This window comes from Serratia sp. BIGb0234, from assembly GCF_024809915.1.
Classification (GTDB): domain Bacteria; phylum Pseudomonadota; class Gammaproteobacteria; order Enterobacterales; family Enterobacteriaceae; genus Serratia; species Serratia liquefaciens.
On record NZ_JANUEI010000002.1, the window covers coordinates 199,063 to 214,812 of the forward strand.

The window sequence follows — 15,750 nt, forward strand, 5'->3', positions numbered from 1 at the left end:
ATCAGATTTTTCCTCGCGACAGTGATTGCAATGGCGGCTATGATGCTGGCTGCCAGTTTTGGTTAGGGAATGGAGTTAAAAATGGTAAGCGCGCTTTATGTAGTGCTCGGCGCATTGTTGTTGATCAAACTCTCTTATGACGTGGTTAGGTTAAGGATGCAATACCGTGTCGCCTACGGGGACGGCGGTTTTTATGAGCTGCAAACTGCAATCCGCGTTCACGGCAATGCCGTAGAATACATTCCTATCGCCGCAGTGCTGTTGGTGATCATGGAGATGAACGGCGCTGAAATATGGATGATCCATATTTGCGGTCTGATGCTGATGGCCGGCCGTTTGGTGCATTACTACGGTCTGCGTAACCGCGAGGTGCGCTGGCGTCGATCGGGCATGGCGGCCACCTACATTTCGCTGGTGTTAATGGTACTGGCCAATATTTTCTATCTGCCATGGGATCTTATTTTTAGCCTGCATTAATCCCCTGTTCGTCCTCAGGCGGCTACGCCGCCTGCTTCCGCTGCGCTTTTTGTCATTATCTGTTAGAATACGCCCCTTCGAATTCTGAACCGATTTTCCGCTATGCCAAACCGCGATACTCTTTTTTCTGCCCCGATCGCCAAATTGGGCGACTGGACCTTCGACGAACGCGTCGCTGAAGTGTTCCCCGACATGATCCAGCGTTCCGTTCCAGGCTATTCCAATATCATTTCCATGATTGGCATGCTGGCCGAGCGTTTCGTGCAGCCCGACAGTCGGGTTTACGACCTGGGATGTTCGCTGGGTGCAGCCACGCTGTCGATGCGGCGGAATATCAAGGTGGCGGGTTGTAACATCATCGCCGTCGACAACTCTCCGGCCATGGTCGAGCGCTGCCGCCGTCATATTGATGCCTTCCGCGCCGACACCCCGGTAGACGTTATCGAAGCCGATATCCTTGATATCAACATCGAAAACGCCTCGATGGTAGTCCTGAACTTTACCCTGCAATTCCTCGAACCCGCCGACCGCCTGCGCCTGCTGGAACAGGTTTACCGCGGTCTGCGCCCAGGCGGCGCACTGGTGCTGTCGGAGAAGTTCAGCTTTGAAGATGCCGATGTCGGCGAATTGCTGTTCAACATGCATCACGATTTCAAACGTGCCAACGGTTACAGCGAGCTGGAAATCAGCCAGAAGCGCAGCATGCTGGAAAACGTCATGCTGACTGACTCCGTGGACGCCCACAAAGCCCGTCTGAAACAGGCCGGTTTTGAGCATGCGGAAGTCTGGTTCCAGTGCTTTAACTTCGGTTCACTGATCGCGTTGAAAGCGGGAGCCGCAGCATGATTGAGTTTGGCGATTTTTATCAACGCATCGCGAAAAGCAACCTCAGCCACTGGCTGGATACCCTGCCGGCACAGCTCAGCGCCTGGCAGCGCGAGTCGCTACACGGTAAATTCAAGCAGTGGTTTAATTCGGTTGAACATTTACCGGCACTGACGCCGACCCAGCTTGATTTGTTGCACGGCGTCCGTGCCGAGATGGAACCCCCTTTGTCGCCGGGCCAGTTGGAAGGCATTGAAAAGATGCTGCGCACCATGATGCCGTGGCGCAAAGGCCCGTTCTCATTGTATGGCATCGATATCGACACCGAATGGCATTCCGACTGGAAGTGGGATCGCGTATTACCGCACATTTCACCGCTGGCTGGACGCACCATTCTCGACGTCGGCTGCGGCAGCGGTTATCACCTGTGGCGCATGGTTGGCGCGGGTGCGCATCTGGCGGTGGGCATAGATCCGATGCAGCTGTTTCTGTGCCAATTCGAAGCGGTGCGCAAGCTGTTGGGCGGCGATCAACGCGCCCACCTGTTGCCGCTCGGTATTGAGCAGTTGCCCGAGCTGGCGGCGTTCGACACGGTGTTTTCGATGGGCGTGCTGTACCATCGCCGCTCGCCGCTGGACCATTTGTATCAGTTGAAAAACCAACTGGTTTCCGAAGGTGAGCTGGTATTGGAAACGCTGGTGGTGGAAGGCGATCGCCATCAGGTTCTGGTACCCGGTGACCGCTACGCGCAAATGCGTAACGTCTACTTTATTCCGTCAGCCGAAGCATTGAAATGCTGGCTGGAGAAGTGCGGTTTCGTCGACGTTAAAATCGCCGACATGTGCGTCACCAGCACCGAAGAGCAACGCCGCACCGATTGGATGACCAGTGAGTCACTGGCCGAATTCCTTGATCCACAAGACCCGAGCAAAACCGTCGAAGGCTACCCCGCGCCCTTGCGTGCCGTACTGGTAGCCAAGAAGCCCTAAAGTGAAAAACGTCATCACCTCGTCCCTATCGGGGTGATGACGTTACGCCCGTTATTTTCGCCAGGCCTCCAGCAAGTCCTTTTCCAGCACGCCGCTGGATTTGCATTCAAAGGGTTTCACTTTGTCATTGCCATCCGCAGCCGTCAGCCCGGCAACCCCGCTAACTTGCACCATGACATGACTTCCCTCCCCGGCGCTATAAATCTGCACCAGTATTCGATATTCCTCCGTCAGATTTGACGGGGTCGCCTGGTCGGTGCAATCCAGATAAAGTCCCGCCAGTTCGGCCTCGCTCCCGGCAGCCCCGAGAACGCCAAGGCGACTGTCGGTCAACGTTGGGGTTATCCCTTTCGCGCTTAAAATGGCCAGGGTGCGCGTGAACAGCTCATCCGGTTTTCGGTTACCGATCAGGCTGCCGTCATCGGCTGCCGAAGGAACGGATGCATCACCTGTCGTGCCCTCGGCAGGTTGATTACCGGCTTTTGTCGGCCCATACACCGACACGCAACCTGTCAGCATCAGCAATGCGATAGCGGTTAGTCGTCTCATCGCCATTCACCTGTAATACAAAGAGGCACAGGCGCTTAAACAACAAATCAGCGATACAATCATCAGATAACGCATGCCACTCTCCTTAGCGGTAATAAGCTGCAACGCAGCCGGACAATGCAAGACAGGCCATCAACAACAAAATCAAATAACACTTCATGACTCCTCCATAACCGTACAAATCCCTGTGTTTTATGCAGCCATGCGAGCTGGCTGACGACAGAGGTTATTGCACTTGTTATGGCGCCGTCATTGGACGCCATCAGTGCCAGCGCTGACAGGACAAGGTCGTCGGGGATCATGGAAATGAAATGTGGCATTGAAGATGCTCAATCTATGACTGACGGCTGGCACTTGCGTAGCGAGATCAACCTGTTTCATGACGACGCAACCTGCTCTTCGGTAAATCGCATCATCCTCATCGATCCTTCCGCTAAATGGTACGAAGATCATGCCTAAATGACGTCTCTGAATTGAGCTGGATTTCAGTCAGGATCACACGCCTAACAGTTTAATAATCAATCAAAACGTAAATATAGTCGTCAAACCAAAGGCTAACTAATGAAACTGGGGTTTACGCGCTGAAGCTGTAAAGTAGAGCGCAGTCTATAAAAACAAGCTCAACTACAGAATCCACTTCAATAATTTAATAATAAATCAATACATTAAAATCAATCCAACTCTGCATTCCTGAGATGCCCATCATTACCCGCAGTTTTTCAATGGATACCATACTGGCTAAAGTCTGATTTTTATAATTACCAGTCTTTCCCATTGACGAGGACAAAAAAACAAGAATCAAAATAATCCTAAGAATTTTCCTATATATCAATCACTAAAAATTTTCAAAAATACCATTGTAATTAACAATTTTCCTACTAAGATTTAACTTTGAATTTAAAAAATGAATCAGGAACAATGATATGTAATTAGTTCACAACCTATAGAGAGCAAAAATTTATGTTTGAATTTCTATTTTTAATAATTTATTCAAATGAATTAGAAACATAGTGCACGAGGACTTATAAGATGAAAAGGCTCGAACTTTTGGATTACGGACGTTTATTCGCTGCATTAATGGTTGTTCTTTATCATTATACATTCAATGGCATAAGCAATGGAAAAGTTTACTCCATTGACTTAATAACCAGCATATCAAACATTACAAAATATGGATATCTAGGTGTTGAGCTATTTTTTATGATCAGCGGATATGTAATATTTTATTCAGCTAAAAATAGAAGTGCAGCTAAATTCGCGACTTCTCGTGTCATACGACTTTACCCGGCCTATTGGTTTGCAATTCTCTTCACATCGTTGTTTGCGTTTTTCCTCGGCGGAAACTCAATGTCCGTAAATATTAAGGAAATCCTTATCAACCTCACCATGCTACAATCATTAATCGGTGTTGATAATGTTGACGGAGTTTACTGGACTCTAATATTTGAATTGAAATTTTATCTTTTTATATTTGCCATACTACTATTTGGGCTTAATAAGCATTTGGAAAAAATCATTGTCGCCTGGGGTGTGGTAATAATAATATCTTATTTTTTCGGCATGGAGAATCGTGTTTATCTTGGCGGATTTTATGGTTACTTTGTTTCCGGCGCCTTATTTGCAATGTTAAGAGAGCGTTTTACCCTACCAAGATTTTTAGTAATCACCTTCCTATATGTAATCAGTACTCTTTACATTACAAATCGCGTTGAGAGCACAGGAAACATCGTTTCCCCTGGTCATTCTCCTTATATCATCACAGCGGTAATAACATTGTTCTATCTATTTTTCTTCTTTCAGAACACTACAGCATCTGAAAAACTTAAATTAAAAGGTTCAAAATTAGCCGGGGCATTAACATATCCAGTATACTTAATTCATGCCCACTTTGGATATATGATGCTAAATAAATTCGCAACAAATGAAAATAAAATATTCGTCTACATAGCAATTATAACAACCGTTTTCATTATTGCCAGCCTGATGCATTTTATCATCGAAAAAAGACTGTCATTCGTTTGGAAGGCTTTATTTTCCACAGTTATAGAAAAACCCGTAACTCAAGCTCAAATTTATATCGACGCCGTTATTGCATCGCTAAGCAAAAAAAGGAAAATAGCTTAATCAACATTAAGCATAAAACTCCCAGTGACTTACTCTCGTGCATATAGTAAGCGTTAACCTCCATAAGCTCACCGGGCTTATAATATACTCCCACATTTCGCGCAAAGTGCTTGTCAGGCACTTTGCGCGAAAGGATCTACCAGAGCCAGCGAGTTTTTCATCGCTTCTACCATCTCGCCATCCACGCAATAGTGGCTGAACTCGTCAAACTCGCTGTCGGAACACATGGTGACACCCGCTTTACGATAGCGCATGGTCGAAGGCACCGCATGGCCGGAGGAGCTGTGCAGCTCCTGAATACCAATATCGACAAACTTGTGCAGGTTGCTGAGCCGCACGCCGGCACCGGCCATAATCACCGGTCCCTGGCTGGCCTGCACCAGATCGCGCAGTAAGGGCAATCCCAATTCCGCATTTTGCTGCTGGCCTGAGGTGAGTATCCGCGCCACGCCCAACTGCGTCAGTTGATCGAGCGCCACCAGCGGATTTTGGCACATGTCGAAAGCGCGGTGGAACGTCACCGCCATATTACCGCTCAAACGCATCACTTCTTGCATGCGCGGCAGATCGATATGCCCTTCTTCATCCAGCATGCCCACCACCACACCGGCAAAGCCCATATCGCGGATCTGGGCAATATCATGCTTGATAACGTCAAAATCCACCGCACCGTAGCAAAAATCCCCACCGCGTGGACGAACAATAGGGTGCACCGGCACACCGATCCTGTCGCGTGCCAGACGTAAAGAGCCATAGCTTGGCGTCAAGCCGCCCTCACTTTGGCTGGCACATAACTCTATACGATCGGCACCTGCCCGCTCGGCCGTCAGCGCGCAATCGACGCTATAGCAGCAAACTTCCAGTTTAATCATTGTCACCCCCAGATGACGGCTAACTTGCGACGGCCATTGTTAATTTTTCAATTTCTCATTTAGGCTCATAGTAAGCATAAGCCAGCTCAGGGTAGTAACTATGGCATTCAATTTTGATCTATGGGTAGACCGCAGTCACAGTGACAGCGTTAAGTGGGATAAATATCGCGACCGCGACGTTATTCCGCTCTGGGTTGCCGATACCGACTTCCCGTCACCGCCGGCAATTATTGATGCCTTGCAGCAGCGCGTCGCTCATGCCGTATTCGGCTACGGTCATCCCTCCCCTGAGCTGATTGAGGTTTTTACCCGCCGTATGCTAGAGCGCTACGGCTGGCATATCAATCCTGAATGGCTGGTTTTCCTGCCTGGCCTGGTTTGCGGCCTGAATTTATGCGTGCGGGCTTTTACCACCGAGGGAGAAGGCACTCTGGCCCCCTCGCTAATCTACCCGCCGTTTCGTAAAGCAGCGAAATTTGCCGGCCGCACACAGCTAGCGGTACCGTTGACGCTGCAGGACCGGCGCTGGCTATTGGATTTCAGCGCTGTCGAAGCACAGCTCAGCGGTGCAGAGAAATTATTGATGCTGTGCAACCCGCAAAATCCCGGCGGCACCGTCTACCGCAGGCAGGAGCTGTTGCAACAGCATGAGTTTGCCAAAAAACATAATCTGGTTGTTTGTTCAGATGAAATTCATTGCGATCTGTTGCTTGAACCGGGTTGTGAACACATCCCCTTCGCCACGTTGAATGATGATGCCGCCCAGCGCAGCGTCACGCTGATGTCGCCGTCAAAAACCTTCAATATCGCCGGTCTTGGTGCCTCAATGGCAATTATTCCCAACCCGGAGCTGCGCAAGAAGCTGGTCCGTGCGCGCAGCGGTATTGTGCCGGAGGTGGATGTGCTCGCATTGGTTGCTGCGCAGGCCGCTTACCAACATGGGCAAGAGTGGCTGGACGAACTGTTGGTTTATCTACGCGCAAACCGTGATTGGGTGATCGAGCGTATTAATGCCATGCCAGGGCTGGCACTGCAGCCCATCGAAGCCACCTATCTGGCCTGGATAGACTGCAGCCAGCTGCCGGTCGATAACCCGCACGCCTTCTTTGAACAGGCCGGCGTAGGATTAAGCCCGGGTCTGGATTTTGGCAACCGGCATTTTGTTCGTTTGAACTTTGGCTGCCGGCGCGAACTGCTCAGCCAGGCGCTAGACCGCATGCTGCTGGCCACCCGCTCGCTGCAGCCCAATTAACCCTGTTCGCTGGCGACAATGTCCCGGATGGAATAAGGATGGAATTTGATCGTCACGGTGCCGTCGGTGATCGCCAGCGTTGGATTCGGTAAACGTTCGCCTTCTCCCTTTGGTGAGCTTTGTTTCAGTTTGATGCCCGGAGCCAGCAGCGCTTCATCCGGCAGGTGGGCCAACGCACGCGCATAAAGCGTGGCCGGTTCGCCGCTAAGCACCAGCTCTACGTGTTCCCAACCTTCGTGCGGATAGCGCTTGTCTCCGGGATAAGGCAGCTCCACGCAGTCGATCTGCCAAGGCCCCACCTTAAGTGGCTGCTGAAGATCAAACAGGCAAATCGGACGGCCATTGATCATCGCCTCTGACAGCAGTGAACCACACTGCTCTAACCCCAGTCGCCAGCGTTCAGCGGTAGTGTTTTGATGGCAGCGCAGCGAAACGTGGTCTGCAGTGAACTGGGACAGATCCAGCTGCAGTTTTTCAGCAAACTGGCTCAGCGCCTGCTCAAAACGCGGCAGATCCAGCGCTAAATCGTGAAGTTCGGCAATGGCCGGAAAGCTAGTCATAGGGTCCTCGAAACAACAAAAGCGGTTTTCAGGGGGGTAATTTACACGCCTGAGACGTTGCTATCCACCTGACCGGTCCGGGAAACTGAAATTTTTAACCTCAAAATGCGCAGGGTAAAATGCCCTCCCGTGAAGTCCGGCCAAAGTACAAAAGGAGTATTAACGCAGAAGCTATTATCTGCTTCATTTGACATCAGCCAAGATCCAATTTCAGATGAAAGTTAACGCATAAGTTTATAGCTTTTTCTTATGATTGACGGATTGAGAATATTACTAACTTATTAAGCCTGATAATTCACCTGTTCTGGTATTCATATATGCTTAAAAAATAGTTAACGCTAGCGTAGTAAAAAGGCCATAAAAAATACGTGAAAATAAAAAAATCAATAAATACAATTCTTTATATAAATTTATTTTATTTGCAATCTGAGAATCTTCCTAAACATCCCGTGGGTAATTGCGTGAAAATATCAATTAGGCTACTTTAGTGAAAATTGAGCCGGAGACGATCCTTTATGTTCCTTTTAATAATATCCCTGTTATTAGTGATTATTGCCGCCTATGCGATATACCGTCACTTCAAATCACGTCGCAATAATACGCTGGACGCTGGGCGCAGAAACAAAAAACACTAAGTTTGCTATTTGATTTTTCCATGAGCTTATTCTTTTTGTCCGTCTGAATTATCCGCTCCGTGACCCATTCTCCTCGCCCCTTCGTGGGCCAGCCACGATGCAATGCCTTATCACGCCGTCTTTCGCCTTCCCCCGCGCCAACTGCTGACGTCACTCATCAGATCGGTTACAATTGCAGGCTGTTTTGTGGTGGGTCGGCGTGTTGACGCGTGGCCAGTAAAACCACCTTTGAATCCCACAGGGGCATGGCATACGGCCCCTCGTTCGTCATTAAGGTAACCCGGTGAATATTCAGGTTCTTCTTTCAGATAAAGTCAGCCAGGCGCTGATTGCCGCAGGCGCGCCAGCCGATTGCGAAGCGCAGGTCCGTCAGTCCGCAAAAGCGCAGTTTGGCGACTATCAGGCCAATGGCGTGATGTCCGTTGCCAAGAAACTCGGCATGCCGCCACGCCAGTTGGCGGAAAAAGTGGTGCAACTGCTTGATCTCGGCGACGTCGCCAGCAAAGTGGAAATTGCCGGTCCAGGTTTTATCAATATCTTCCTGAACAGCGACTGGGTCGCGCAGCAAACTGATTTGGTGCTTGGCGCGCCAAAACTGGGCATTGCTCCCGTCAAACCGCAGACCATCGTGATTGACTACTCTGCGCCCAACGTGGCGAAAGAAATGCACGTCGGCCACCTGCGCTCCACCATTATCGGTGACGCTGCGGCACGCACTCAGGAATTCCTGGGGCATAAAGTGATCCGCGCCAACCACGTGGGTGACTGGGGTACCCAGTTCGGCATGCTGATTGCCTATCTGGAAAAAATGCAGAACGAAAACGCCAGCGATATGGGCCTGTCCGATCTGGAGCAGTTCTATCGTGAAGCAAAGAAACACTATGATGAAGACGCCGAGTTCGCCGAACGCGCCCGTGCCTACGTGGTAAAACTGCAAGGCGGCGATCAATACTGCCTGAAGATGTGGCGTAAGCTGGTCGACATCACCATGGCGCAGAATCAGCTGACCTATAACCGCCTGAACGTCACCCTGACCGAAGACGATGTAATGGGTGAAAGCCTGTACAACGCGATGCTGCCGGGCATCGTGGCCGATCTCAAGGCCAAGGGGCTGGCGGTAGAAAGCGAAGGCGCCACCGTGGTGTTCCTCGACGAATACAAGAATAAAGACGGCGAGCCTATGGGTGTCATTATCCAGAAGAAAGATGGCGGCTACCTGTACACCACCACCGACATCGCCTGTGCGAAATACCGTTATGAAACGCTGGGCGCCGACCGCGTGCTCTACTACATCGACTCACGCCAGCATCAACATTTGATGCAGGCCTGGACCATCGTGCGTAAAGCCGGCTATATTCCGGACAGCCTCTCGCTGGAGCACCACATGTTCGGCATGATGCTGGGTAAAGACGGCAAGCCGTTCAAAACCCGTTCAGGCGGCACGGTGAAACTGTCCGATCTGCTGGATGAAGCGGTCGATCGTGCAGGCAAGCTGATCGCCGAGAAAAACCCGGACATGCCAGCGGAAGAGATGCAAAGCCTGGCCAATGCCGTAGGCATTGGTGCGGTTAAATACGCCGACCTGTCGAAAAGCCGCACCACCGACTATATCTTCGACTGGGACAACATGCTGGCGTTTGAAGGCAATACCGCGCCTTACATGCAATATGCTTATACCCGTGTGGCTTCCGTATTCAAACGTGCCGGTGTCGACGAAAGTAATCTGACCCTGCCGCTGGTGATGACCGAAGAGCGCGAAATTGCGCTGGCGACCCGCCTGCTACAGTTTGAAGAAGTGATCACCACCGTGGCGCGCGAAGGTACCCCGCACGTGATGTGTAGCTACCTGTACGATCTTGCGGGCCTGTTCTCCGGCTTCTACGAGCACTGCCAGATCCTGAATGCAGACAGCGAAGAAGCGCGCCAGAGCCGCCTGAAGCTGGCACTGTTAACCGCCAAAACGCTGAAAATCGGTCTGGATACGCTGGGTATCGAAACCGTCGAACGTATGTAAGTCATCACGCTTAATACGAGAAAGGGTCGCCGAGGCGACCCTTTTTATATTCTGAAAGTGGGAAAGCCCAGTTACGCCACTCGCCGAGCAAAATCGCGCGGACGGAAACCCAAGCCGGCCAGTACGCCGAAGTAAGCCACAATACCTGCTACCACTACCACTGCCAGACGCAGCAGGCGTGCCAGCATATTGCCCTGATCCCAGGCAGGCATCAGCCACATCACCCCGACCAATACTACCGACATCACGATCACCGCAATCACCAGTTTAGTCAGGAACAGAGCCCAACCCGGTTGCGGGTGGAAAATCTTCTGCTTGCGCAACTGCCAATACAGCAGCGAAGCGTTAATACAGGCTCCCAGACCAATCGACAGCGAAAGCCCCGCATGCTTTAACGGACCGATAAACATCAGGTTCATCATCTGGGTTAAGATCAACGTGATAATGGCAATCTTAACCGGCGTTTTAATGTCCTGACGCGAATAGAACCCTGGCGCCAACACCTTCACGACGATCAATCCCATCAGTCCCACCGAATAGGCCACCAGCGCACGCTGGGTCATGGCGGCATCGAAGGCGTTGAACTTGCCGTACTGGAACAAAGAGACGGTCAGCGGCTTGGCCAGAATGCCCAAAGCTATGGCGCTCGGCAGCGCCAGCAGGAAGCACAGGCGCAGCCCCCAATCCATCAAACGCGAATATTCATCGTGGTTGCCGCTGGAAAAACTTTTCGCCAGCGACGGCAGCAGGATGGTTCCCAGCGCCACGCCCAGCACGCCGGAGGGGAATTCCATCAGACGGTCGGCATAGTACATCCAGGACACCGAACCGGAGACCAGGAAGGAGGCGAAAATGGTATTGATGATCAGTGAGATCTGGCTGACCGAGACGCCGAAAATGGCTGGCCCCATCTGACGCATCACTCGCCATACGCCCGCGTCGCCAAGCTTGAGGCGCGGCAGCACCAGCATGCCGATCTTCTTCAGATGGGGGAGCTGGTAGCCCAATTGCAGCACGCCGCCCACGACGACCGCCCAGGCCAGCGCCATCACCGGTGGATTGAAGTAAGGTGCGGCAAACAGCGCGAACCCAATCATGCTGACGTTAAGCAACGTCGGCGCAAACGCCGGGATCGAAAAACGGTTCCAGGTATTAAGGATTGACCCCACCAATGACGCCAGCGAGATCAGCAGAATATAAGGAAAGGTCACCCGCAGCAGCGACGAGGTCAACGCGAATTTGTCCGGTGAATCGACAAAGCCCGGCGCGGTAATGTAAATCACCCATGGGGCGGCCAGCATCCCCAACACCGTCACCACGGCCAACACCAGCGTCAGCAGTCCGGAAACGTAAGCGATAAAGGTACGCGTTGCTTCTTCTCCCTGCTGGCTTTTGTATTCGGCCAGGATCGGGACAAAGGCTTGCGAAAAGGCCCCCTCGGCGAAGATGCGCCGCAGCAGGTTAGGCAGTTTGAACGCCACGAAGAAGGCGTCCGTTGCCATACCGGCACCAAATACCCGCGCCACGATGGCGTCACGGGCAAAGCCCAGCACCCGTGAAAACATCGTCATAGAGCTGACGGCTGCCAGTGATTTTAGTAGGTTCATGTGGTTTTTTGATGTGCCCTGTAAATGTCGACGCCTGCATCAGCAGGCGTCAGTAAAACTATCGGCTAAGTTTACCCGTACGTCGCAGAATAGCTACTCTCATATGTTACATGGAGTTATGTTACAAATTGGCGTCTCGCAACAGGCGTTCAATCACCCGCTGGGCAGCGATCGCCTGCTCTCCGGCAGTTTCCGGCAGCGTTTGGTTACTGACAGAGGCAAGGAAATGACGGATCGCGCCGTCAAAACCGCGCTGCGCCAGCGTGGTTTGCCAGCCGGGTGCCGGCTGTTCCAGCACGCCTTGTGAATCTTCCCGCAGCCACTGACGCATATCGTTTACTTGATAGATTGCGCCATCCGTTACCGCCTGTACGCTTTCGCGCTGGCTGCCGGCCCGACGATGCATACTGGTGGTCACCAGCGTTTCTCCGCATTCAAAATGGTGTTCGGCATAAACCAACTCACCGACATCGTTAATGCGCAGACTACCGCTAAGCCGTTGCCCAGCGTCGCCGCCCAACCACAGTGCGGTGTCCACCACGTGCAGGTAATCGTCCAGCAGGGTAAAGCGCGCATCGTTGGGTCCGACGCTGTCGGCACGATGTTTATCCATACGAATCGACGCCGGTTGGTTCATATCCTGCTTCAACTGACGGTACAGCGGTGCAAAGCGACGGTTAAAGCCAACCATCAGCGCCTTGCCCTGTTTTTCAGCCAGGGCCAGTAGCTGTTCGCCCTGTTCCACGGTCTCCGCCAGCGGCTTGTCGACATAAACGTGAACGCCATATCGCAGCAGCTCGCCAATCACCTGAAAATGGCTGGCGGTGCTGCTGTGAACGAACACCGCATCACACTGCTGCGCCAGGCTGTCGAGCCCCGAAAAACAGGCCATGCGATAGCTGTCACAAATGGGCTGTGCCTTTTGCTGATTCGGGGAGAAACCGCCGACTAACGTCCAGTCTGCCGCCTGGCTGAGGATCGGCAGATAAGCCTTTTGAGCAATACCGCCCAACCCCACCACGCCAACGCGTAATTTACTCATGCGATCCCCGCTCCAATAACGCCTGCACTTGCTGTTTAAGCTGCGCCACTTCGTTTTCCAGCGTACTCACTCGCTCGTGTAAATCGCTGTCATTGGCCGTTGATGCTTCCGCAGGTGCCTCGTCAATCTGGCCGCTGAACAAATGCATAAACCGGCTTTCACGTTTGCCCGGCTCCCGCGCCAGCCGCACCACGAAGGGGCCATCCTCACGCGCACTCAGTTGCGCCAGCACCTGCTCCACTTCGGTAACATCATTAAATTCATGCATGCGGTTGGTTCGGGTACGCAATTCCCCAGGGGTTTGCGCGCCACGCAGCAGTAAAGTGGCGATCACCGCCAATTCAGCGGCGCTCAGCTTGAGCTGACCAAACTCTGAATTGCAAAAACGCTGTTCATATTTGACCACCCGATTGCCGAAACCGCTCAGGGTGCGCAAAAAGTGTTTCTTTAACAGCAGATCGAGAACCTGCTGAACTTCGTTTTCAGCAAGATCCATCACCGGTTCGCGGTTGGTTTTCTGATTGCAGGCCAGGGTGATGGCATTGAGTGAAAGGGGATACTGGTCAGGGGTGGTTACCTGCTTTTCCAGCATGCAGCCAATTACCCTGGCTTCTTTAGCGCTTAATTCATATTTCATTATTTTGCCTCAGCGTGGCGGTAGCCATTCTTTATTGGTTAAAGCTGTCAGTACGTGATCCTGCCACTGCCCGTCGATCAGCAGATAATCCTTGGCATAACCCTCACGTTCGAATCCCAGTCGGGTCAGCAGTGCGCCACTGCGCTGATTGTGCGGCATATAGTTGGCCATGATGCGGTGCATACGCTGCTGGCGCAGCATATAGCGAATGGAGGACTGCAACGCTTCAAACATCAGCCCCTGGCCCTGCCATTTCTCGGCCAGCGAATACCCGAGGAAACAGGCATGGAATGAGCCGCGCAGCACGTTGCTGAAGTTGGCCACGCCGCGCACTTCATTTTCTTCCGGATCGAGCAGGATAAAATAGTAGGCGCTGCCCTGCTTTTGCATTTCAGTGATCATCCCCAGCCGCGCTTGCCAGCCGGAAGGATAACAGTGGCTTTCATCCCGAACCGGTTCCCAGGGTTTAAGGAAGCTTCGGTTTTCGGCATAGTATTCCGCCAGCCGGTAGGCATCGCGTTCATGCACTAAACGGACAACCAGTCGGTCGGTGGTGAGGCGTACTTTTGGTGATGCAGAGCGGTAGCCAAACATCATTTCCCCCGCGGTCAGAACGGTTCGATAAGAAGTATTTATTGGGCGCACGTTTGGACAATAATCCGGCGACGAACCTATTCTGAGCCATTATTTCTCAACCATCGGCGCAGAACCGCACTTACCCTCATTTAATATAACCGCAGCCTGCCCCAGAGGTAAAATCCCGGCAGCTCAGTAAATAAGCGATTAGTCATTTTACGACTATTTTCGTGCCGTTTTGCCGCGCAGGTAACGTATTGACGATAAAAAAATATTATCTATCCCGCCCCTATCGGCAATACGGGATTGGGTACACACTAGAGCGGTTGCACTCCTCTCCCTCTTAATTGCTCGTGGTGAAGCATGTCTCTGGTATCGCAAGCGCGGAGCTTGGGTAAATATTTTCTATTACTCGATAATCTGTTGGTGGTTTTAGGCTTTTTTGTGGTCTTCCCGCTTATTTCGATTCGCTTTGTCGATCAGCTTGGCTGGGCGGCGGTGGTGGTCGGCGCAGCGCTGGGATTACGCCAGTTGATCCAGCAAGGCCTTGGGATCTTCGGGGGCGCGATAGCCGACCGATTCGGCGCCAAACCGATGATTGTCACCGGCATGCTGATGCGCGCGGCAGGCTTCGCCACCATGGCGATGGCCGACCAACCCTGGATACTGTGGTTCTCCTGTGCCCTGTCCGCCCTCGGCGGTACGCTGTTTGATCCGCCGCGTACCGCATTGGTGATTAAGCTTACCCGCCCGCATGAACGCGGCCGTTTTTACTCGCTGCTGATGATGCAAGACAGCGCCGGTGCGGTCATCGGCGCCCTGATCGGCAGTTGGTTGCTGCAGTATGATTTTCACTTTGTCTGCTGGGTCGGTGCGGGCATTTTTGTGCTAGCGGCGGGTTGGAATGCCTGGTTGCTGCCGGCATACCGAATATCCACCGTTCGCGCCCCCATGAAGGAAGGCATGATGCGTGTCCTGCGCGATCGCCGCTTCCTGACCTATGTACTGACCCTGACCGGTTACTACATGCTGTCGGTACAGGTGATGTTGATGCTGCCGATCGTCGTCAATGAAATCGCTGGTTCACCGACGGCGGTGAAATGGATGTATGCCATTGAGGCCGCACTGTCGCTGTCACTGCTCTACCCGATCGCGCGCTGGAGCGAAAAACGTTTCCGTCTGGAGCAGCGGCTGATGGCCGGGCTGTTGCTGATGACCCTCAGCCTGATCCCGGTCGGGCTGGCTTCCAGTCTTCAGGGCGTATTTACCCTGATTTGCTGTTTCTATCTCGGCTCCATCATCGCCGAACCAGCGCGTGAAACCCTCAGTGCTTCGCTAGCGGATCCGCGCGCACGCGGCAGTTATATGGGATTCAGCCGGCTTGGTCTGGCGCTGGGCGGCGCTGTAGGTTATACCGGCGGCGGCTGGATGTACGACACCGGCCATGCGGTTGGCATGCCGGAACTGCCCTGGATACTGCTTGGCATCGTGGGACTGATAACCCTATTCGCCCTTTATTGGCAGTTCAATCCACGCAGCATCGCATCGGAAGCGCTGCCCGGCGGCTGAGATTTTTCTCTAAGTTGCCAGA

General features: G+C 52.4%; 15 protein-coding genes. 8 read left to right on the forward strand and 7 right to left on the reverse strand.

All coding sequences use genetic code 11. From position 1 onward, the window contains the following. Positions 1–81 precede the first annotated feature (81 nt). The 3 genes from M2407_RS07945 (at position 82) to cmoB (ending at position 2,291) form a co-directional block, all read left to right on the forward strand. Positions 82–477, forward strand: a complete 396-nt coding sequence (locus M2407_RS07945; RefSeq protein WP_020827270.1) for an MAPEG family protein — start codon at positions 82–84, stop codon at positions 475–477. 102 nt (positions 478–579) lie between these two features. Next, positions 580–1,323, forward strand: coding sequence for a carboxy-S-adenosyl-L-methionine synthase CmoA (gene cmoA, locus M2407_RS07950; RefSeq protein ID WP_046373343.1), 744 nt, complete (start codon positions 580–582; stop codon positions 1,321–1,323). Beyond that, a complete protein-coding gene (gene cmoB / locus M2407_RS07955; protein ID WP_128864711.1) occupies positions 1,320–2,291 on the forward strand; it encodes a tRNA 5-methoxyuridine(34)/uridine 5-oxyacetic acid(34) synthase CmoB in 972 nt (323 codons plus the stop codon). The genes cmoA and cmoB overlap by 4 nt, the downstream gene beginning before the upstream one ends. 51 nt (positions 2,292–2,342) lie before the next feature. Here the strand turns inward: cmoB and M2407_RS07960 are convergent, their stop codons facing one another. Then, positions 2,343–2,840, reverse strand: a complete 498-nt coding sequence (locus M2407_RS07960; protein ID WP_259217536.1) for a hypothetical protein — start codon at positions 2,838–2,840, stop codon at positions 2,343–2,345. A gap of 336 nt (positions 2,841–3,176) precedes the next feature. On the opposite strand from M2407_RS07960, the gene M2407_RS07965 reads away from it, so the two are divergent. Together M2407_RS07965 and M2407_RS07970 are read left to right on the forward strand one after the other, a co-directional pair. After that, a complete protein-coding gene (locus M2407_RS07965; protein WP_259217537.1) occupies positions 3,177–3,299 on the forward strand; it encodes a hypothetical protein in 123 nt (40 codons plus the stop codon). Positions 3,300–3,869: 570 nt separating this feature from the next. Continuing rightward, positions 3,870–4,964, forward strand: coding sequence for an acyltransferase (locus M2407_RS07970; RefSeq protein WP_128864713.1), 1,095 nt, complete (start codon positions 3,870–3,872; stop codon positions 4,962–4,964). Between the two features lie 113 nt (positions 4,965–5,077). Here the strand turns inward: M2407_RS07970 and cutC are convergent, their stop codons facing one another. Then, positions 5,078–5,836 (reverse strand): copper homeostasis protein CutC, encoded by a 759-nt coding sequence (gene cutC, locus M2407_RS07975; protein ID WP_128864714.1) that lies wholly within the window; start codon positions 5,834–5,836, stop codon positions 5,078–5,080. Between the two features lie 100 nt (positions 5,837–5,936). Here cutC and M2407_RS07980 point away from each other — a divergent pair, with 100 nt between their 5' ends. Next, positions 5,937–7,088, forward strand: coding sequence for a MalY/PatB family protein (locus M2407_RS07980; protein WP_259217538.1), 1,152 nt, complete (start codon positions 5,937–5,939; stop codon positions 7,086–7,088). Here M2407_RS07980 and M2407_RS07985 read toward each other — a convergent pair. Continuing rightward, the gene (locus M2407_RS07985; RefSeq protein WP_122079624.1) at positions 7,085–7,648 is read right to left on the reverse strand and encodes a VOC family protein; all 564 of its coding nucleotides are present in this window, start codon (positions 7,646–7,648) and stop codon (positions 7,085–7,087) included. The genes M2407_RS07980 and M2407_RS07985 overlap by 4 nt on opposite strands. Before the next feature lie 918 nt (positions 7,649–8,566). Between M2407_RS07985 and argS the strand changes: the two genes are divergently transcribed. After that, positions 8,567–10,297: an arginine--tRNA ligase gene (argS, locus tag M2407_RS07990; protein ID WP_020827278.1), complete on the forward strand. Its 1,731-nt coding sequence runs from the start codon at positions 8,567–8,569 to the stop codon at positions 10,295–10,297. 71 nt (positions 10,298–10,368) lie between these two features. Here the strand turns inward: argS and murJ are convergent, their stop codons facing one another. From murJ to rimJ, 4 genes are all read right to left on the reverse strand, one after another. Further along, the gene (murJ, locus tag M2407_RS07995; RefSeq protein ID WP_259217539.1) at positions 10,369–11,904 is read right to left on the reverse strand and encodes a murein biosynthesis integral membrane protein MurJ; all 1,536 of its coding nucleotides are present in this window, start codon (positions 11,902–11,904) and stop codon (positions 10,369–10,371) included. A gap of 121 nt (positions 11,905–12,025) precedes the next feature. After that, positions 12,026–12,946: a Gfo/Idh/MocA family protein gene (locus M2407_RS08000; RefSeq protein ID WP_048760132.1), complete on the reverse strand. Its 921-nt coding sequence runs from the start codon at positions 12,944–12,946 to the stop codon at positions 12,026–12,028. Next, positions 12,939–13,583, reverse strand: a complete 645-nt coding sequence (locus tag M2407_RS08005; protein WP_048760134.1) for a YceH family protein — start codon at positions 13,581–13,583, stop codon at positions 12,939–12,941. The genes M2407_RS08000 and M2407_RS08005 overlap by 8 nt, the downstream gene beginning before the upstream one ends. A 9-nt stretch (positions 13,584–13,592) precedes the next feature. Beyond that, entirely contained in the window at positions 13,593–14,177 is a 585-nt protein-coding gene (gene rimJ / locus M2407_RS08010) for a ribosomal protein S5-alanine N-acetyltransferase (RefSeq protein WP_020827282.1), read from the reverse strand. A gap of 345 nt (positions 14,178–14,522) precedes the next feature. On the opposite strand from rimJ, the gene mdtH reads away from it, so the two are divergent. Next, a complete protein-coding gene (mdtH, locus tag M2407_RS08015; RefSeq protein ID WP_128864716.1) occupies positions 14,523–15,728 on the forward strand; it encodes a multidrug efflux MFS transporter MdtH in 1,206 nt (401 codons plus the stop codon). Positions 15,729–15,750: the final 22 nt, after the last annotated feature.